Genomic DNA, 18,555 nt, shown 5'->3' with positions numbered 1-18,555 from the left:
GAGCGCTGGGTGCAGGTGCTGTCGGATGTCCACGCGATACGAGGAGGGCGAGGGGATGGGGGCGGGAAGTCTGCCGTACCTGCCGGTCCGGTTCGTGGCCGACGAGTCGAACTGCTCGTTCCTGTGGCGGGTGGCCGGCATCCAAGGGGTTGGGGTGGACTTTCTCCTCTCGGAGCTGGGCGACGGTGCAGGGCAGGGCGCCTTGCCTCCCCATCTGGCCGAGGTGTTCTTGAGCGCGTCGGCTGCGGACCGGCTCGCCGCGATGCTGTCCCTCCCCGCAAGGCGGCTGAGGTGGGCGCTGCCCCATCTGCGGGAAGTGCATCTCCTGCCCGGTGAGCAGGCTCGGTGGCAGTGGCCGTGGCGGCCGCTGGACCGCTACCTGGTGCCGGCCTGCGGGTTGTGCGCGGCTGCGCGGAGCGGAGGGTGGGGCGAGGTGTGGCAGGTGTCGCGGGAGCGGTGGAGGATCTGCGAGCGGCACGGCCGGTTCACTCACATCTACCAGCGCAAGCCGGGCGGGGTGGACCTGTCCCGGCTGCCGGAGTCGGTCCGGGCCCACCACGTACGAGGCCGCCTCGAGCGGCGCTTCGGTCCCACCGGGGTCGTTCTTTCGGCCGACGCCTTCGCCATCGTCGGCTGGTGGTGGCGCAGCATGCCTGGCGTGCGGCAGTGGGTGGGTAGGGCTGAGCTGGCCGGGTTGGGTGTGCAGAACGCGGAGACGGCGTGGCTGGTGGTCTACCCGGAGGCGGTGCGGGTGGCCAGGGCGCTGTTGCGCTACGAGCGGCAGCGCGCCGTGCAGGCGGACGGGCCGTGGGTCGGGGCGGAGTCCCGTTTGTTGGGCGATCTGTCGGAGGTGGCGCGGTCGCTGGCACTGCCCTCTCGTGTGTGGCGGGTTCCGGTGGCTGAGTGGCTGGACAGGCATCGCAGATGCATTCTCGCGTCAGGTAGGGACGGGGCTGGCCGCAGGGTTTCGCTGCCGGTCACCGCTCTGGTCCATCAGGGCGATGAGGAGCCGACGAGCAGCAGTACCTGTCTGCCGTGGGAGTGGACGGATCTGTCCGAGAGGGTCTGAGCGTTTCTTCCCGGGGCTTGGGTTTCGTACGCGGATGCGGTTATGTCCACGATCGGGTGGTTGCCGCCGGGAACTTCCGCCGGCTGGGCGGACGGTGGGAGATCCTGCGCAGGGACACATGGGGTGTGTCCGTACGGAGTCGTCTTGCAGGGAGTGCGCGTGTGCAGTGCCCCGGTTGGCGCGGCCGAGATCGCAGTGGGGTTCTTGGACCGGTTCGGGCGGCGCTGCGAACTTCCTGTGGTTGAGGCGGGCGATGTCGCGTTCGAGGAACTGCCGTCCCTGGATGCCCAGGTCGCCTACCCGGGGCGAAAGTCCTTCGTCACCACCGTGTGGGCGTCCGCGACCGACCAGTCCCTGTCCTGCGGTTCGCTGCGCCAGCAGCGCTGTGCGATGGTCTTGGACCGCGACCCTGCGGTGGGGCTGCGTAGCGCGGGGGCGATGGAACTGCGGTGGAGCCGCGACGGTCGCCTTCGCACTCTGCGGCCGGCGTTCGTGGCGCTGCGGGCCGGGCGCCGGGAGGTGATCTGTGTGCGGCCGGAGCAGCCGGGCGAGGCGTGGTGGGAGGCGCAGGAGGTCTTGGCGGTCGCCGCGGGGGCGGCAGGCTGGCAGGTGGGGGTGGTGGAGCCGCCCAGCGGGGTGGAACTGGACAACCTCGCTCTGCTCTACGCCGCTCGCAGCCCGCGCTGGCTCTCCGAGGGGCAGGAGGACCTGCTGGTACGGCAGTTCGTCTCGCCGCGGACCATCCGCTCGGGGGTGGGGGCGTCCGGGCTGCCGTTGCATCAGGGGATCGATCTCGCCTATCACCTCATCTGGGCCGGACGTCTGCACATCGATACCGGTGTGCTCCTCACCCCGGCATCAACGGCCTGGGCCGTCACGGAAACCGCATGAGCGGGCCGCGGCCGGTGGCCGACGGTGCGCCTGCGGCGGCCGACAGCATCGCGCTGGGCGACACCATCCGCTTCCGCGGCTCCACCTGGCAGGTCACCGCCTTCCACGGGCCCCGGCTGTTCCTCGATGCCGTCCCTGCGACGCCCGACGCGGATCCCCTGATCATCCTGCAGACAGCAGTGACCTCCGCCGGTGACTTCGCCGTTGTGGACCGTGCGGCGCGGCGCAGCACCCTGCCCGACCGCTCCGCCGAGTTCCGTGCCCTCGCGAAGGACGTACGCAAGGACGCCCTCATGTGGGAGAAGCACGTCAAGGAGGTCCTGCACCAACAGGCCCCGAACGTTGCCGCGACTACTGTCCCCAGGCCCGATTTCGATCCGCGGCACCGAACGCTGCGCCAGCGCTACCGGGCCAAGGCCGAGCAGTTGACTCTCGCCGGGATGCCGGTGTCGGCGACCACCGTGGAGCGCAAGTGCGCCGCTTGGCGCAGGGAGGGCCTGATGGGCCTGGTCGACAGGCGCAGTCTGCGTGCTGCCACCCCGCACGGGCGCGTCGATGTGCGCGTCGTCGAGATCGTGTGGGAGATCCTCGGGGAGGAGGCCGCCAGCGGCCGGTCCCCCGGAACGCTGTCGCGGCTCATCGAACGCGTCGAACAGGCCGTCAAGGTCCGCCACGGCGACCTGCTGGCCGATCCGAAGACCGCCCGTGGCCTGGTGAACAGCCCGGCGACGCTCTACCGGCTGCTGGGGCGCATGGGCATCACCGCGGACAACGCCCACAGGGCCGCAGAAAGGCACGTGGCGCCCTCCGCCCCTGTCTCGCAGCATCCTGGTTACCGGCGGGCGATCCTTGCCCGCTGGCCGGGAGAGCTGGTCCAGATCGACACCACCGGACTGGACGTTCTCGTCCTCGACGACAGCGGCCGGGCCATCTCGGTGGAGCTGACCATCGCGATCGACGTGGCCACCCGCAGCATCATCGCGTCCCTGATCGTGCCCAAGCGCCTCGGTGCCGGTCGGAAGGGGCGCTGGGCAGGCGGACGCGCCACCCGTTCCTTCGACACGATGCAGGTCCTCGCCCAGGCCACGGCGCCGCTGCCCGCACGGCCGGGCTGGGCGCCCGAGACGTTCATGGAAGGATCCAGCCTCCCTTTCGAGGACCTGCTGGCCGCCGATGCCCGCTTCGCGGGCGCCGCCGCACGGCCCGTCATCAAACCCGAGACCGTGGTCATCGACCACGGATCGCCCTACATCTCGGCGGACTTCACCCGTGCCTGCCACAGCCTTGGCATCGAGGTGCGCGAGGCGCGGCTGCGCACTGGTGCCGACAAAGCGGTCGTCGAACGCGCGATGCGGGCGGTAAAGACCGGCTTCAGCCAGTACCTGGCCTCCTACACCCACCACCGCCTGGATCTGCGCGGCAAACGTGTGCGCAAGCAGCCCCTGTGGACCATCGCCCAGCTCCAGGACCTGTTCGAGCAGTGGGTGGTCCTCCGCTGGCAGCAGACCCCCCACGGGGCGCTGCGCAGCCCTTTCACCCCCGGCCTGCGGCTGACTCCCAACCAGATGTACGCAGCCATGGTGTCGCTGCGCGGCTACCGGGCCGTCGCCCTCACCGCGCAGGAGGAGCGCAAGCTGCTGCCGGCCGTCTGGGTCCGGGTCGGCCGCAAGGGCTTCCAGATCAACAACCGGACCTACAACCTGGACCGGGGAAGGCTGGATCCCTTCCGCGGCCCTTCCGGCATCACCGCGCAGCAGGGGCGCTGGGAGGTCCACTACTCCCCCAACCATCCCGAGGTCGCCTGGCTCTTCGACCATCGGGCCGAGCCTGGCCTCGACCCGTGGACGGAGGTGCCCTTCATCCACCGGCGGCTACTGAGCGACCGGTGGACCGAGGAGACCTGGGAGGAGGGCTTGCGTGCCCATCTCGCGGCCGGCGGCGCCCGGCACAACGAGGCTGCCATCGCCCGCGCCACCGAGCAGCTCCTGCGTACCGCGGCTTCCGGCCCTTCGCCGGCCCCGGCTGCGCCCCCCGCTGCCCGTACGTCTTCTGCGCCACGTGCTGCCCGGCCCGCTGCCCGCACTCCCTCCGGCGCCGGTATGCCGCCCCTGGACCCGAACTCCGTGCGGCCGTTCCGTTCCCTCGACCGCCCAGCCAGTGACCTCTTCGACACTCCGGAGCGCATCCGGGGCAAGGCGGACCTGAGCCTCGACGAGTTCCTGGCGTCCCTGCCGGGCCTCCACCCTCCGGCCGCCGATCCCGACACCGCCAGCAGCCCCGACCGCGGCCCGGCCGCCGCTCCCGGCCGGGAGGTCAGCGGCATCGATCGGCAGGCATCGGACAGGCCGTACGGCGAGGAGCCCCAAGGAGAGAGCCGGTGAAGACTCCCGTACGCAAACCCCAGAACGCCGGCGGGCCGCCAGCCGAAACGCTGCTCGCACCCGCGGCCCCGACGACGTTGGCGGGATGGCGTTCCCGCGTGCGCCACCGGCCCTCCCCTCCCCCGGTCCCGCCGGCCGACGTCCCTGCTCTCGTCGACGGCGAGGCCGGTGGCGACGTCGCCATCGACGAGGACGACCCGCGTTTCCGCTACCACGCCCACCTCGGCCTCGTGGAGACCACCGACGTCTCCAACGGCCTGAAACTCGCGCGGCGGCTGCTGCGCCGCGGGCAGGACGGCCGCCCGCTCTATCCGCACGTAGCCATCGACAGCGACTGCCGCGGCACCGGTAAACGCACCCTGCTCCACCAGATCGGCCTGGCCCACCAGGGGCGGTTGGAGAAGCGCCAGGGCGTCGACGACAGCCGGATCCCCGTCGTCTGCATCAACACCCCGCCCGACCCCGGCTCCGCAGCCGACTGGTCCGCAGCCCTGGCGGTCTTCCTCGGCTGGGACCTCTACCGCCCAGACACCGACCAGCGCCCCGTCCAGCGCATGAAGGACTTCACCGGTCCCGCCCTCCATGTCATGCGTCACGCCCGGACCGAGATCTGCCTCGTCGACGGAATCGACCGGCTGCGGCCGGAAGACCTCCAATCGACCTTCGACCACTTCGACTGCCTGGCCGACGAACTGGGCCTGACCGTCCTGTGGAGCGGTATCGGTTCCAGTGACATCCTCCGCGAAGCCCGTACCGCACGCTTCAGTGCTCTGCGGCGCCCCGCCGGAACCGCCGCTCTGCGGCAGCGCTCCGTTCCCACTCTCTGGGTCAACCGGCTACCGCCCCGCTGCCCGGAACACCCCACCGAATGGGCCAGTGCCCTTCTCACCTTCGACGGACGCCTGAGGCTGAGACACCACCGGCCGGGAAGCCTGCTGGACTACCAGGAGGAGCTCTACCACATCACGGACGGCCTCATGGAGCACCTCGCCCCGCTCCTCGGCATGGCCGGCCAACTGGCCATCCTCGACCGAACCGAGGCCATCACCCTGGATGTCATCCACGATGCCGCCCAGTACCTCGACCTGCTCGCGGCGGACGAAAACGGCCCCCTGTAGAGGAGGTCCCGCACCGCGGACAGCGCACTCTTCGTCTCCGCCGGAGCACTGCGGTACGCCGACTGTCAACTTCGTACGATAGGAAAGTAGTTATCGCCTAGTGTCGGATCCGGCAGGAACAGGGGACGGCAAAGGCGGGGAAGTTGAGCGGGGGTCGCCCGGCACACCGGAGGAAGACTCTTCCCATCCGGGACCGGTTGGAGGTATGGGTTCGCAGCGGGGGGCGGTGCGCGCTGTGCAACGCCTACCTACTGGAAGGATCCTTGTCATGGCGCACTCTGAACCTGGGCGAGATGGCGCACATCGTCGGGCAGAGCACTGATGCGCGGTCGCCACGGGGCGGGCATCCGCTGAATCCCGATCTTCGCGACAGTGCGGACAACCTGATGCTGCTGTGCGCCGACGAGCACGCCGAGATCGACGCGCAGGGCGCCTTGGACGTCTTCACCGTCGAGCGGCTGCGCCGGTTGAAGCTGGAGCACGAGGACCGCATCCGGCATGTGACGGGGCTGGGCCCGCATCGCGCCACCACAGTGGTCCGAGTGGTGGGATCGGTGCACGGCCAGGCCGTGGAGCTGTCACGGAGCGCCGCCGTGGACGCCGTGACCGCACTCTCCCGCTTCCCGCTGTTCCTCGAGTCCTACTCCCGCCATGGGGTCGAGGTCGACCTGCGGCACCTGCCCGGCGAGTACTGCGCCCCATCGCAGGACGCGCGGTCTGCCGCTGCCGAGAGCCGCAGCTACTACCGGTACGCGACCAGGGCCATCAACGAGGTGATCAAGAATCAGCTACGGGCAGGAATCGACCGCGGCACCGTGCAGCACGTCAGCGTCTTCGGGTTCGCACGCCTGCCCCTGCTCGTCCACCTGGGTTCCCTGCTGGACGACACCGTGCCAACGGACGTGTACCAGCGCCACCGCCACGAGCAGTCGTGGATCTGGCCGCTGGAGGACGGCCCCACGACGGAGTTCACGGTGCACGTGGACCAGGACGTGCCGGCCGGGGAAGAGGCCGTGGTGGTCATGAACGTCTCCGGGACGATTGCCCGACGCGAGATTCCGAGCGGCCTCGCCACTCTGCGCCGCTACGAGATCAGCCCGGTCAACGCACCGACGCACCCGGACATCCTGCGGCAGCAGACTGCCCTGCAGTCGCTGGAGCACACCATCAGACGGTTTCTGGCGAGCTTGGAGATCGAGGCGAAGACTCTGCGGCGCCTGCACGTCCTACCGGCCGTCCCGATGTCCGCGGCGGTGACGCTGGGACGCACGCACCACCCTCAGGTACACCCCCAACTGGTCATCTACGAAAGGCTCGCGGGGCAGTACGTGCCCACGCTGGAGGTCGGCCCGGCCACCGGCTGATGCGGCACGGTGCTCCGGTTCACCATCCCTGCCGTGCCGACTCCTCGTGGGCGATGAACCGGTGCGCGGGGTCGACTCCGGTGTGGGGCTGGGCGCACAGGTGGGTCCCGGAGACCGGGTGGCGCATCTGCACGCCCAGGAGGTTGACCAGAGCGGCGGTCGTCGCCATGAGGTCCGCGGCGGAGCCGTGGAAGGTGGGTACGGAGCAGCCGCGGACCGGCCGGAGCTCGTCCCCGGGCGCCGGTTCGGTCCACAGGCAGTGGTAGGGCTCGAGGTCCGGTGCGGCCAGGACACGCCGGCCGACGGTCTGGTCGACCACGCTGGGGCCGCTGGCGGTGCCGGGGGCGACGAGGGTGAGGATTCCGAGGGACGCGCTGCGGGTGTCCACGGCCAACTGGGCCAGTAAGGCTCTGCGTTGCGGGCGCTGTGCGAGGTGGTCGAGGAAGCGGCCGACGCTCACGCTGACGGTGGCGTCGAGGACGAGGTCGGCGTGGTCCGCCGCCTCCAGGAGTTCGGGCGAGGGGGGCTGCGGGGCCACGTCGATGGCGACGTCGTCCCGGATGCCGGCCAAGCGCTGGGCCAAGGCGCGGGCCTTCGGCATGCCGATGTGTTCCTCGGCGTAGTTCTGCCGCACGAGGAGGCCGCCGGTGACCCGCGCGGAGTCGCTGAGGGTGAGGCGGGAGACTCCGGCGCGGACCATCAGCTCAGCTGCCCACGAGCCGATACCGCCGCATCCCCAGACGTGGATGTGGAGTCCTTCGAAGGCGCGGACGGGACGGTGTGCGTCGCGTCGGGTGGTGACGGCCGGGCGTTCGTCGGAGAGGTAGCACCATTCGATGGCGGCGCCACCCAACTCGGCAGGAAGGTTATCCAGGTGGCGTGGCGTCAGGCGGTCGGCGAGTCGGCGCAGCAGGTCGCTCGGTCCGGACGGCAGGCGCCCGGCGAGGAGGAATAGGGGCGAGCGGGGCGTCGCGGGGTGCGGGATTGCCAGGACGAAGTGCTGCGCGGTGCCTTCGGGGTTGCGCAGGGCGCTGGCGGCCAGCGCTGTCAGCAGGGCTCGGGCAACGGGGCCGGGCTCCGTTGCCGGGCGGGGCGTTGCGGCGGGGGCGCGGTCGAGGGAGGCCAGCAGGTCCGCCAGGGTATCGCCCGCTCCCAGGGGCAGGAAGTTGTCCAGCGTGAGGACAGGGGTCCGGTGGCTGCCGTCGTCCTGGGGGCGGCTGGTCAGGTCGAGGCGGTAGCTGCTGCGAGGGGTGAGCCAGCCGACGGCGGCGCGGCCGGGTGCCACCGGCTCGCGCACGACGACGGTGGGAGTGCCGGGCGTGCTGTGGAGGACGCCGCCGACGGCGTGGTAGAGCGCGGTGTCGGCGTCGAACTTCCCGGCCGCCGCGTCGGTGAGCCACTGCCACAGCCGGTTCACGACGGGCGTGATGCCCGCACAGGGGTCCCATTCGCGGGCCGGGTCGAGATAGAGGCACAGGCGGTTTCCCTGCAGGACATGAGGGGCGCCGGCGAAGCGGTAGTCCAGGGTGAGCACTTCGGGCGGGGCCAGGGGCTCGGGCGGAAGGACGAGCAGGAACTCCTCGGTGTCGGCCAGCCGCAGGCCGCCCGGCGAGTGCGCAATGTCCGCGGTGCGGAGGTGGACCGTGACAGCCACGCGGCCGCTGGGGCTGGTGCGGGGCCTGCCGGGCATCCGCACCTCCCCGGGGTGCTTGTCCGCGAGCGTCTTGAGTTCGGCCAACTGTCGGCGCTGCCAGTCGTTGGGGCTCCCCGGGCGGTGCCTGCGCTTGGTCATCCCGCGCGCCCGGGACGCGCGGCCGTGGTGAGCAGCGTCGCGGCGGCGAACTTCGAAGCCGCCGACAACGAGGAGGTGCCCGGCAGGGAGGGGAAGGAGTCTCCGAACAGGTTCCGCCACAACCTCACGCTCCTGTCCGGGTCCTGCTCGTCGTAGGCGGCGCGGATCTCCTGGGCGTGGGTGTGGATGCGGGCGCGGAAGTAGTTGTAGGTGGCCTGGCCCCAGCGGCGGTCGAAGGTGGCCCCGGAACCGGAGGGGTCGGCGATGGAGGGCTTGTCGGGGCGAGCCTGCAGCCAGAGGTCGAGGTCCTCGACGATGGTCAGCAACGCGGTGGGCACGTTGCCGTAGCAGCCGGGGTGTGCCAGGGCCGTGGCCTGGCTGACGCGTTCGCCGAGCAGGGTGGTGAGGATGATGGACCGGGTTCCGGTGAATGAGCCCTTGTGGTCCCGCAGGAACTTCATCAGCCGGACGACCTTGCGGAGGTTGCCTTCGGCGATGTTGTCCTTCTCCCGCATCCAGGCGGTGAAGCCTTCGGGGTTGGTCTCCTCCCAGCAGTTGCCGTCGCGGTTGACGATCACCTCCCGACCGTCCGCGAGGAACAGGTGAGGGACGATGTCGACGTGCATGAAGTTGGCGTACTTCAACTGCACGCAGCGGCACTTGCGGGTGTGAGGCATCTTCCCGTACACGCTGTGCCGGTGGAGGGCACCGTAGACCTTGTCGATGTAGGTCTTCGGGCTGTCGGCCCACTCCGGCACCTCGGTGAGGTGAAGCATGAAGTCGGCGTCGAACTCCTTGTCGCCGACGGGGTTGATGATGGTGTGGTGCGCCCACGATCCCTGGGGCTCCTTGCCGAGGATCAAGGGGCCGAGTTCGGCGTCGCCCTGGAGTGCCTGGTAGACGGAATCGACTCGGCTGTCGAGGATGTCGAGCTTGGCCTTGCTGAGGTTGACGGTCTCCCGCAGGAAGGTGCGGAAGCTGCTGGCGTGTTGCACGGGTCTGTTCCTTTCAGGGGTCAGTGGCGGTTAGAGCGGGGCACAGCGGAAGCGGCGTTCGAAAGGGCGCATGTCGGCCTCGTCCAGGAACGGCGACGAACACGGTCAGGACAGGGCAACGAGGCACCGATTGGCGGCACGAGCGGACACATGGCCTGTCGGCCGCGGCAGTTCACGCCTCGCTGTCGGCGCAGCAGCCGTATGCGGGCGTGCACCTGCGGATTTTGGGGTGCGCATCGGCGGCAACGGCGTGTGAAGCTGCACAAGGTGTGTTGTCGGGAGGTGCTGTCCGGCCAGCGGTGCCCGGCTCACGGCCGGGCGCGTGCACTCGGTACAGCCCTGCGAGGCGGCAGCCGGTATCACACGGCGCAGGACCCACCTCGATCGCAGGAGAGCGGTTCACTCCCTGCTGTACCACTGTTACACGGCCGAGCAGGCTGGCACAATACCTTTTACGAAGGTCAGTTTCCCTGACATCGTTGTGCCGCAAAAGTTCTGACTGTGCAACAGTTCTTCACGACGCTCGGTGCGGCCGCACTCTCGTCCGAGCACCCGGCGGGGAAACCGGCAGAAGCGTCTCTACCACGCCGGCCCGGACACGATGCCCAGGTTCATCAGGCGGTAGGTCATAGCGATCTCGCTCAACTGGAAACGGCCGGACAGGACGCGCACCAGTTCCTCCGCAGTACGGAAACCCACAGACCGGACTGCTTGCCGGACCATGGCCTCCGGAGCGAGCAGCGCGGCAGCGAAGCGGTTCGCGTCGATCTCTTCGCGGTCGGTGGCCATGCTCGACACCATGTTGCGGTAGTTCACCCGCGTGTCCGTGTCCAGGATCAGCGGACGTCCTTCGTGCAGCCGCAGGTGCCCGAGCTCGTGGGCCACCGTGAAACGGCGCCGCTCGGCGCTGTGGGACCGGTTGACGCCGATGACACAGCTGCCGTCCTTGCGCAGGAGCATGCCCGAGACGTCGTCGTCCAGCTTCTGCGGCACCACCAGGACGCCCAGGCGCTCGGCCAGTGCGACGGGATCGACCGGCGGAGTGCGGACCTGGAACTTTTCGAGCAGTTCACGCGCCGCGAGGTCAGCCTTCGCCATGACCGTCCTTCAGTTTCGCCGCCTGGGCCCACACGGCGGCGACATCGGCCGCGTGCCGGGCCGGCAGGCCGGACACCTCGTCGGGCTGCATCGACGGCAGCAGGTCCGCGGGCTCCACGTTCAGCGCCGAAGCGATCAGCGCCAACCGGTACAACGGCGGCGACTGCGTCCCAGACTCGATGTTCGTGATCGAGCCGCGGGACAGTCCCACACGCCTGCCCACGTACTCCTGCGTCACCCCGGCACGCACCCGCGCCTGACGGATCCGTCGAGCCACCGCCTCATTGAACTCGCTCTCCTCCACAACGCCCCCAACACGCCAGCCTGCCTGACAACCTACTTCCCCGTCCCTGCCCGAACCAGGCACCCCCTGCGCGTCCAACCGGCCAAGCTCGGTTCAAGAACCCACAGGACATAGGCGACCCCGGTACCCAGAACCCGACGAGCGGGGGCCGCAGCCCCACCGACAGGACAGCAGACCGTCCTCCGCAAGCGCGGCCCGTGTCGCCGCTGACCGGCCCAGCCCTCCAACCTGCCCGACATGAACTCCCCCGCCGACGACGAGATCCACTGCTCTGCGCTCCCATCACTCAACCGTTCACCGAGTTGTGCGCCACCGCTGTGCGCCGGTTCCGGGCCCTCGGTGATGAGTCGCTCGGCCTGCCCGGCAAGGACGTGGACTGCATGTTCTGGCGCGAGATGGAGGCGCTGGAGCGACGAGCCGCGGCCGACGAGCCCAGAACCGAGGAGCAGCGCTCCTGCACGGGCCTGAATTCTCAATAAACTTGACGCCCACTCATCCAACATGAAACAGCGCAGCTCAGAGAGCAACTTACCCTTCGCTGCGCGCCGAACAGCTTCTCAATCCAAGCAACGAAGCCCAGCTCAGAAGCAACCAGCTACATCACATCCAATGAGAACTCACACCGGAACGGTCGAGCACCTCGTCGCCCAGGGGGGTGGGCTGGTCCCCGGGGACTTCCCCGAGCACGGCGTAGCGGGAGACCTTGTTGGTCTCGCGGGTGCGGGCCCGGGCGGCGTCGATCGCGCTGTCCTTGACCATGCTGATGGCCAGAGCGCGCATCTCGTCGGGTGTGGCGAGGTTCAGGATCCTGTCCCAGCGCCGGTACATGGTCAACTGGGCGTTCTGGACGGCGTCCTCGGCGTCCTCCCTGCTGCGCAGGATGGTCATGGCGACGCGGAGCCAGGTGCGGAAGTTCGTGCGGATGAACACCTCGAGGGTGTTCGGGATGGGGCCGGCGTCGGGGCCGGTGCGCTCGTCGAAGCCCGTGTTCACCGGTCGCCCCTCCCGATGGCGGCCGACGGGGTGCGGCGGGCAGACGTGGAGGGCGGCCGCAGGCTGCCCGATCGGTCCCTCACCTGGTGCATCACTGTGCTCTCCGTGTCGTGTCTGTCCGGTGGCGCGCACCGGTGGGGCGGTGCCGGGCGGTGCGCCGGTTCATGAGGTGAACCGACGCGGCCGGTGCCATTCCACGGGGTCGGGACCGATCAGTTTTTCGACTCTGCGTTACTGTCCCTGCACGCAGCGTCCTAACCAGGAAGGTTTCCTGCCTGCCGTGACGCACATCACGTTTAGCGACATGATCTGACGATCCGTCATTTTGACGAATTGGGTCATGTCTTGCAAAAGCATGGCCCCGACAAGAACTCCCTGCTCCGCATCGCTGAACGACGACCCGCGCAGAACCTGGCCGACACGCCAGCCCACCCGCACGCCGCCGTCCCGGCGCCGCACCGCTCTTCACTGCCAGAACGGCCCCGCCCGACACGCTTCGCCAGCGGGCACGCCGCCGTCCCGGCGCCGCACCGGCAGATCAACACCCCGCCGCCCTCGGCCCTCTGCACCTCCATGCAGCAGCCGACGGAATCTCCCCACAATGCGTCAGATTGCCGCTACCTTCTGCGACATGAGCGCGATCACCCCCTCCACCTCCCCTTCCTCGCCGCAGGCCCGCCGGGCGGAGCCGCTGAGCAACACACCGACCTCGACCTCGCTGGTCTGGTACGCGGCCTACGGGTCGAACATGCACGCCGACCGGCTCGCCCACTACATCGCCGGCGGCCGGCCACACGGCGGCGCGCGCACCTACCCCGGCTGCCGCGACGGCCGGCTGCCCGAACGAACCCTGCCGGTGCTGCTGCCCGGCACGCTCTACTTCGCCCTGGAATCGACGGTGTGGACCGGCGGCATGGGCTTCTACGACCCGGCCGCCGACGGCGAGATGCCCGCCCGCGCCTACCTCGTCACCACCCAGCAGTTCGCCGACATCGCCGCCCAGGAGATGCACCGCGCACCCGGTGCCGACCTCGACCTCACCCGTGCCCTGGAGCTCGGCAGTGACCGGCTCGGCCCCGGCCGCTACGAGACCCTAGTGTGCCCGGGCGCGATCGACGACATCCCGGTCTTCACCTTCACCGCGCCCTGGCCGCTCGCTGACGCCGAACTCAACGCACCGGCGGCGGCCTACCTCGCCAACTTCGCCACCGGCCTGGCCGAGGCCCACGGCTGGAGCCCGGAACAGGCCGCCGACTACCTCGCCACCCGCCCCGGCGCCACCACCCGCTGGAGCCCGACCACGGTGCTGGCCGCGCTACGCCCCGCACCAGCCGTTCCGTGAGCGGTACGGCCGGGATCGACGCGCTGGCGGTGCGGTGCCCACGGTGCCGGGCGGCGCCCGGGACGATGTGCGACGGCCGCGACCAGGTCCACCCGATCCGGGCCGGAGCCGCCCGCGCCGCCGGCCCCGGCCCAGCCTTTCCGTCGGAGCGCGGGCCGGCCCGGATACACGGCGGGGCCCCGTGGGAAGAGGGCTGGGACCGGGCCGAGCCGGACTGGCACGACCTGTACGCCAACCCGCTCGGCCCCTACGACGCGCAGATGCGCTGCTGCCTGCTGCTGCGCGACGACGAGTTCGGCTGCCCGGTGTGCGACCGGGACTGCTGGCTGTGCAACGCCCGCCAGGGCACGGCCTGCCGCCCCCACCCCGCCACACCGATCCTCCAGCAGCTCGCGCACCGCCCCCGCTCGTGGAGACTGGGCTTCGCCGACGTGCTCGCCTACCGGCAGGCGATGGAACGGAGCTGCCCGCGCTGCAAGGCCGAACCCGGCACACTGTGCACCACCGCCGGCACCGGCCCCCGGAAACCGCGCCGCAGTCCGCACACCGCCCGCTGACGACCAGCCGCGAAGCAAGGATCAGCCGGGTCCGGCCCCCACCCGTCGACGACGTCGACCTGGGCCCAGTCGCGGGGCAGAACCACCGTCCGCGTCCTGCCCGCCCCATCCGGCAGGACGCGCTCGATCTCCAGCAGCGGCTCGGCGGCGCGGTGGTGGGCGAGCACCGTGCCGGTGACCACCACGCCGTCCTTCTCGAATCAGAACCGGTTGCGCAGGGAGGCGACCCAGTACCCGTGCCGGACCATCTCCTCCTCGTCCCGCTCCCCCAGCACGAGCCGCACGGAAGAGCTCGCGGCGATCGACTCGTAGAGCGAGTCCGCCTTTTCCACGACATGGCCACGCAGCCGATCAGGCAGAGGGTCCTCCACCCGCAGCTGCGCCCGCGGCCGGCTCGGGCGGGGGATCGTCGCGGCGAACCGACCGTCGTCGGTCTCCACAAACTCAGCCAACGGGTAGTAGGTGTTCGACTCGGACTGTCCCTGCCGGAGGAAGACGATCGCCCGGCGGCGGTCGTCCCGCCCCCAGGCCGGGCGCACGGCCCAGGCCACGATCACACGGTGACGCCCGCGATCCCCGGCCACCTCGTACCGCTGCGCGCGGTAGAACTCCTCCTTCCCGCCCCCCGGCCACCTGTACGACCACGTGTCCAGTGGCTCCCCCACAGGCGCGACCGACTCGGTGGCCCGCGCCCTGCCGCCGCCGGCCTTCTGCAGGTGGCGGTCGACGATGTCGTCAACCGCCCGATGCAGCTCGGCCCGCAGTTCGTCCAAGTTCAGGTCCACAACTTCCTCCATCGCGATACTCCAAGTAACTCATGACACTATGAAACTATCAATATCTACATGTCAACTGACAAAAAATGGGCTCCAAGTCTTTTCCTCCACTGCGGCCGACAACTGGCTGGTTTCAGCGCACCGAACCGCGCTCGCCCGGGCCCCGTCCACCAATCGTCAACGGTGAGGTGCAGCGCCGCCTGGGCGCTGGCCACGGGCGCGGGGGCGGAGCACGCCGCACCCAGCCAGGTCCGGGTCGTCGGTCCGCGACGGCGGCCTGATTGCCGCCCGTATCCGGTCGCCTGGCAGGGCAGGCGACCCGCAGGACGGGAGAAAGCGAAGGGACGAACGGCTACCGCGAAGGCTGGACAGCGTTGGCCATGTCGGCGGTGAGGGCCTGGGCGTCGTGGTGGGCTCGGTGCCACCAGGCGGTGCTCGGCTGCTGGTCGGCGAGATCTGCGGTGGCTTTCACCACTGCAGCCAGGTCGGCGAAGGTCTTCTGCAGGTGACCGGCGAGCTGGTTGTGATCAAGGCCCGGCTGCAGACGGCCTGGGGACTATCCCTGTGGGCGCGGGGATGGTCCCTACCGCGTCCTCGTCAACGGCAACCAGGTGGCGCTGCTCCCCGCCCGCCCGCGCGGGGATGGTCCCCATGGTCTGGCCGCCGAACATGTCCAGCGAGACTGCTCCCCGCGCCCGCAGGGATGGTCCCCTCCACCCTGGCGAGCCCGTCACCGTGGTCTCCTACTCCCCGCCCGCGGGGATGGGCCCGACCTGGTCAGCCGGGGCTGGAGCGAGCAGCACGGCTCCCCGCCCGCGCGGGGATAGTCCCGGCTCCCTGTTCGATGTCCTCCACCGTGAATCCGCCCAGGCCCAGGACCTCCCCTATGTAGGCGCGCAGGGCGCGTTCGTACGCGGGGACGGTCAGCGGGTACCGGGAGAACTCGGTGTACTGCACCAGGTCGCGGTCGGTCGGCGCGATGCTCATCCTGGCCGAGCGAGCCGGTGGCCAGGTTGATCCAGGGCAGTTCCGGAGTGGGGTGGCCCTGGAGGCGGTGGCCGAAGCGCCGGTAGGTGGTCATCAACTCCTCGTCGCCAATCGCACCCGCGGCCTTGGCCATCGCGTACGGCAATGGGGAGGTGTGGCCCTTGGAGAACACCAGGTGGTGGGCATCCGGGTTGTCGGGTGCCTCCCAGTCGTAGCGCAGGTGGCGGGCCGTCAGTACGGCCATCAGGTCAGCGGCGGACAGGCTCGAGTAAAGGCGGGATGCAGTCGAGGAGGTGATGGAGATGGCAGCGACCAGCGTGGTCCGGCGCCCCACGTCGCCGCGTCCGCGTCCCCCGCTCGACCTGCGTACCCCCCTCCGGCCGTCCGATGCCCTACTGAACCTGCCGTCCGGCGCAGGCCGGAGGAACGGGTCCACCGGTGCGGGCAAGGCGCCCGCGAGGATCCGGGCTGGGGACACGGGAAAGGGTTCGCCATTGAATCAGCAGGCGAGAGGGCTTCATCCGATCGGATGGTGCGATCCCGACGAGGAGACACCTCCGGTACTTGCTCGGTTGCGGACCGAAACGGCTCCGACGTTACGCACCGCGACGTCGACTGCGGCCACGGCTTCGACGAGCCCGATGCTGGAGGGCGAAACCCGTCATATCCGACCCTCCGCATGCTCCCCGAGACGGGTGGGTGGACTCCCGGTGCTTGGGCTGCTGACGTCGCCGAAGCCCCTGCAGGAGAAGCCCACCTGGTGGATGGGGACCACGGACGGGTCTTCCTGGACCACCCACACACCACCGCCATCGCGGCGGTGGTCGGCGACGTCCCACTCGCCCGAGACTGTCCGAGCCGCTGCCGGGGCAGACGGGCTGATGGGAAGTCCGCACGGGAATGGAGGCGAGCACATGGCACCGATCGGTAAGCCGGAACAACCGGGGGGTCTCTCCGAGGACCCGGACGAAATCACGGCGGAGCTGGCCCGGATCGCCGCCGAGGTGGAAGAGCGGGACGACGGGTCGCGGGGCAGGACGGCACACCGGGTACGCGCGCTGGCGCGGCGGCTGGGCAACGGCCTGACCCACGGCGGCCACCGGCTGAGGACGGGTCCCCACAACGGGCTGCGGATGCTGACGGAGCGGCTGCTGGACGCAGCTCCGCGGATCCCAGTGCGGAACCTGGCGACGCTCCGGGCCCAGCACCCCGGGGCCCGGACGCCGGAAGAGCTGGCGGACCTGCTCGTCGCCGGGTCGGTGCGGGCCTCGACCGCGGTCGGCGCGAGCGCCGGGACGGTGGCGATGATGCCCGTACCGCTGATGATGCCGGTCGAGCTGGCGTCCGAACTGCTTGCCTCCGCGGCAATCGAGTTGAAACTGGTCGCCGAGCTGTACGCGGTCTACGGCCAAGTGCCGAAGGGCTCCGCGCGGCAGCGCTCGTACGCGTACCTGGCGGCGTGGAGCGAAGGCCGCGGAATGGACCTGACCCGCCCGGGGGCGCTGCTGGCGCTGAACCGAAGCGCAGCGCTGCGCCGACAGGTGGGCAGGCGCCTGACGCGCTCGGGGCTGCGCAAGCTTCCGACCCTGGCGCCGCTGCTGGCCGGTGCGGTGATCGGGGCGCGGGTCAACCGCAAGGACACCCTGCGGCTGGCCACCACCGTCCGGGAAGACCTGCACGGGCGCCGACCCGTCGACCCCGGCTACTGGGATGCCGCCGCGGCCTGAACGAAGGCCGGTCCGATGGTCAGCCGCGCTCAGTGCATGCCTCCGCTTCCACCATGTAGCGGGCCATCAGCCCGAACGGCGACGGTCCGGTCGGCGCGTCCGTGTGCTCGGCCCGAGCGGGGCGCAGGGCCGTCGCGGGTGCAGATGGGAGAACGCACTACCTTTGCGCCTTGGGGCCATCCCCACCCACGCGGGGATGGCCCCTCGTCGGCGTCCACGTAGACCCCGGGGACGCTCTGCTCCCCGCAGACGCGGGGATGGTCCCTTCATCGCGCCCTGGGTGGAGCGGAGGATGCCCTGCTCCCCGCCCGCGAGGGGGAGCTGACGGTCGTGCTGTCGGAGGACCGTGGGAGCATGCGCCCACGCCGCCACGCTCCTTGACACCTCCACAGCACCACCGAACAGCAGCCGGCCACCACCATGCCGTACGCCGGTCACCCGGTGCAGAACCAGGTGACCACGGAACCCCGCCCCATCCACGCACTGAAGGGCTGCCAGCCCGGCCGGGAAAGGAAGTGACCTGATGTCGCCAATGTCCGAATCCCTGAAGCTTGCAAATTCCCGGCCCACCGGCACATAACACCCCAGGTCAACACTGCTCCCCGCCCGCGCGGGGATGCTCCCGCGCGAGGCAGAACAGCGGTGCCCAACCCGCCGACAGGAAAGGAGAGTGACACTATGTCGCTATTGTCCGAATCCCTGAAGATGGCGGATTTCCGAGCCACCGACCCATAACACCGCAGGTCAACAAGACTGCTCCCCGCGCCCGCGGGGATGGTCCCGCCGGGCTGGACATGCTGGAGGAACGGAGCTGCTGCTCCCCGCGCCCGCGGGGATGGTCCCGAGGTCGTCGAACCACAGCCGGCCGAGCGTCTCTGCTCCCCGCGCCCGCGGGGATGGCCCCTACTACGAATCTGCCACCGGCTCCGCGCGGGCCTGCTCCCCGCGCCCGCGGGGATGGTCCCCCGGGGAAAAGCGCCCCAGGTTGACGGGGCGGGCTGCTCCCCGCGCCCGCGGGGATGGTCCCGGCCGGCGACCGCGGTTTCACCCCCGGGTCGCCCGCTCCCCGCGCTGATGAGGATTCGCGAAATTCCTCAGTCTCGATCAGGCTCCCCACTTGCTTGACCAGGTCAAATGAGTGGGGATCGGGGAGCGCGTGCG

16 protein-coding genes, 1 pseudogene and 1 CRISPR repeat array are annotated in these 18,555 nt (G+C 70.3%); of the genes and pseudogenes, 9 read left to right on the top strand and 8 right to left on the bottom strand.

The features are described 5' to 3' along the window. Positions 1–25 precede the first annotated feature (25 nt). The 5 genes from ACFUEL_RS06675 (at position 26) to ACFUEL_RS06655 (ending at position 6,823) form a co-directional block, all read left to right on the top strand. Positions 26–1,069, top strand: a complete 1,044-nt coding sequence (locus tag ACFUEL_RS06675) for a TniQ family protein (RefSeq protein ID WP_380234926.1) — start codon at positions 26–28, stop codon at positions 1,067–1,069. A 159-nt stretch (positions 1,070–1,228) separates the two neighbouring features. Continuing rightward, entirely contained in the window at positions 1,229–1,960 is a 732-nt protein-coding gene (locus ACFUEL_RS06670) for a hypothetical protein (RefSeq protein ID WP_380234925.1), read from the top strand. Further along, the gene (locus ACFUEL_RS06665; protein WP_380234924.1) at positions 1,957–4,341 is read left to right on the top strand and encodes an integrase; all 2,385 of its coding nucleotides are present in this window, start codon (positions 1,957–1,959) and stop codon (positions 4,339–4,341) included. The genes ACFUEL_RS06670 and ACFUEL_RS06665 overlap by 4 nt, the downstream gene beginning before the upstream one ends. Next, complete coding sequence (locus tag ACFUEL_RS06660) at positions 4,338–5,459, top strand: hypothetical protein (protein ID WP_380234923.1); 1,122 nt, start codon at positions 4,338–4,340, stop codon at positions 5,457–5,459. The genes ACFUEL_RS06665 and ACFUEL_RS06660 overlap by 4 nt, the downstream gene beginning before the upstream one ends. Before the next feature lie 293 nt (positions 5,460–5,752). After that, complete coding sequence (locus tag ACFUEL_RS06655) at positions 5,753–6,823, top strand: SAVED domain-containing protein (protein WP_380234922.1); 1,071 nt, start codon at positions 5,753–5,755, stop codon at positions 6,821–6,823. A gap of 19 nt (positions 6,824–6,842) precedes the next feature. Here ACFUEL_RS06655 and ACFUEL_RS06650 read toward each other — a convergent pair whose 3' ends face one another. From ACFUEL_RS06650 to ACFUEL_RS06635, 4 genes are all read right to left on the bottom strand, one after another. Continuing rightward, positions 6,843–8,615 carry a ThiF family adenylyltransferase gene (locus ACFUEL_RS06650; RefSeq protein ID WP_380234921.1) on the bottom strand — a complete coding sequence of 591 codons (1,773 nt, stop codon included), beginning with the start codon at positions 8,613–8,615 and terminating at the stop codon, positions 6,843–6,845. Beyond that, complete coding sequence (locus ACFUEL_RS06645) at positions 8,612–9,610, bottom strand: cyclic GMP-AMP synthase DncV-like nucleotidyltransferase (protein ID WP_380234920.1); 999 nt, start codon at positions 9,608–9,610, stop codon at positions 8,612–8,614. The genes ACFUEL_RS06650 and ACFUEL_RS06645 overlap by 4 nt, the downstream gene beginning before the upstream one ends. Positions 9,611–10,189: 579 nt before the next feature. Further along, positions 10,190–10,708, bottom strand: a complete 519-nt coding sequence (locus ACFUEL_RS06640; RefSeq protein WP_380234919.1) for an ImmA/IrrE family metallo-endopeptidase — start codon at positions 10,706–10,708, stop codon at positions 10,190–10,192. Continuing rightward, a complete protein-coding gene (locus ACFUEL_RS06635) occupies positions 10,695–11,012 on the bottom strand; it encodes a helix-turn-helix domain-containing protein (protein WP_030459423.1) in 318 nt (105 codons plus the stop codon). Before ACFUEL_RS06635 ends, ACFUEL_RS06640 begins: the two co-directional genes overlap by 14 nt. A gap of 302 nt (positions 11,013–11,314) precedes the next feature. On the opposite strand from ACFUEL_RS06635, the gene ACFUEL_RS06630 reads away from it, so the two are divergent. Next, positions 11,315–11,491: a hypothetical protein gene (locus ACFUEL_RS06630; RefSeq protein ID WP_380234918.1), complete on the top strand. Its 177-nt coding sequence runs from the start codon at positions 11,315–11,317 to the stop codon at positions 11,489–11,491. 121 nt (positions 11,492–11,612) lie between these two features. Here the strand turns inward: ACFUEL_RS06630 and ACFUEL_RS06625 are convergent, their stop codons facing one another. Beyond that, positions 11,613–12,005, bottom strand: coding sequence for an RNA polymerase sigma factor (locus ACFUEL_RS06625; RefSeq protein WP_380234917.1), 393 nt, complete (start codon positions 12,003–12,005; stop codon positions 11,613–11,615). 631 nt (positions 12,006–12,636) lie between these two features. Between ACFUEL_RS06625 and ACFUEL_RS06620 the strand changes: the two genes are divergently transcribed. Beyond that, complete coding sequence (locus ACFUEL_RS06620) at positions 12,637–13,347, top strand: histone deacetylase (RefSeq protein ID WP_380234916.1); 711 nt, start codon at positions 12,637–12,639, stop codon at positions 13,345–13,347. Continuing rightward, complete coding sequence (locus ACFUEL_RS06615) at positions 13,344–13,904, top strand: hypothetical protein (protein ID WP_380234915.1); 561 nt, start codon at positions 13,344–13,346, stop codon at positions 13,902–13,904. Before ACFUEL_RS06620 ends, ACFUEL_RS06615 begins: the two co-directional genes overlap by 4 nt. Positions 13,905–14,104: 200 nt before the next feature. Here ACFUEL_RS06615 and ACFUEL_RS06610 read toward each other — a convergent pair whose 3' ends face one another. The 3 genes and pseudogenes from ACFUEL_RS06610 to ACFUEL_RS06600 all read right to left on the bottom strand — a co-directional run. Then, entirely contained in the window at positions 14,105–14,701 is a 597-nt protein-coding gene (locus tag ACFUEL_RS06610) for a hypothetical protein (RefSeq protein WP_380234914.1), read from the bottom strand. A gap of 756 nt (positions 14,702–15,457) precedes the next feature. Continuing rightward, on the bottom strand, positions 15,458–15,667 hold the full coding sequence (locus ACFUEL_RS06605) for a hypothetical protein (protein WP_380234932.1): 210 nt from the start codon (positions 15,665–15,667) through the stop codon (positions 15,458–15,460). A gap of 1 nt (position 15,668) precedes the next feature. Further along, positions 15,669–15,983: pseudogene (locus tag ACFUEL_RS06600) on the bottom strand (transketolase); the annotation flags it as partial. Positions 15,984–16,581: 598 nt separating this feature from the next. Between ACFUEL_RS06600 and ACFUEL_RS06595 the strand changes: the two are divergent. Next, a complete protein-coding gene (locus ACFUEL_RS06595; protein WP_380234913.1) occupies positions 16,582–17,394 on the top strand; it encodes a hypothetical protein in 813 nt (270 codons plus the stop codon). A gap of 753 nt (positions 17,395–18,147) precedes the next feature. Continuing rightward, positions 18,148–18,478: a CRISPR direct-repeat array (repeat unit 25 nt; unit sequence CTGCTCCCCGCGCCCGCGGGGATGG). Positions 18,479–18,555 lie beyond the last annotated feature (77 nt).

It is taken from the genome of Kitasatospora sp. NPDC057198 (assembly GCF_042670125.1).
In the GTDB taxonomy this organism is placed as follows: Bacteria; Actinomycetota; Actinomycetes; order Streptomycetales; family Streptomycetaceae; genus Kitasatospora.
This window is presented reverse-complemented; position numbering and strand designations above follow the sequence as displayed.

Bases quoted from the DNA above. Each gene is read 5' to 3' on its own strand.
- ACFUEL_RS06675 (WP_380234926.1), top strand. From the start codon at position 26: ATGTCCACGCGATACGAGGAGGGCGAGGGGATGGGGGCGGGAAGTCTG.
- ACFUEL_RS06665 (WP_380234924.1), top strand. From the start codon at position 1,957: ATGAGCGGGCCGCGGCCGGTGGCCGACGGTGCGCCTGCGGCGGCCGAC.
- ACFUEL_RS06655 (WP_380234922.1), top strand. From the start codon at position 5,753: ATGGCGCACATCGTCGGGCAGAGCACTGATGCGCGGTCGCCACGGGGC.
- ACFUEL_RS06650 (WP_380234921.1), bottom strand. From the start codon at position 8,615: ATGACCAAGCGCAGGCACCGCCCGGGGAGCCCCAACGACTGGCAGCGC.
- ACFUEL_RS06640 (WP_380234919.1), bottom strand. From the start codon at position 10,708: ATGGCGAAGGCTGACCTCGCGGCGCGTGAACTGCTCGAAAAGTTCCAG.
- ACFUEL_RS06620 (WP_380234916.1), top strand. From the start codon at position 12,637: ATGAGCGCGATCACCCCCTCCACCTCCCCTTCCTCGCCGCAGGCCCGC.
- ACFUEL_RS06610 (WP_380234914.1), bottom strand. From the start codon at position 14,701: ATGGAGGAAGTTGTGGACCTGAACTTGGACGAACTGCGGGCCGAGCTG.
- ACFUEL_RS06605 (WP_380234932.1), bottom strand. From the start codon at position 15,667: ATGAGCATCGCGCCGACCGACCGCGACCTGGTGCAGTACACCGAGTTC.
- ACFUEL_RS06595 (WP_380234913.1), top strand. From the start codon at position 16,582: ATGGCACCGATCGGTAAGCCGGAACAACCGGGGGGTCTCTCCGAGGAC.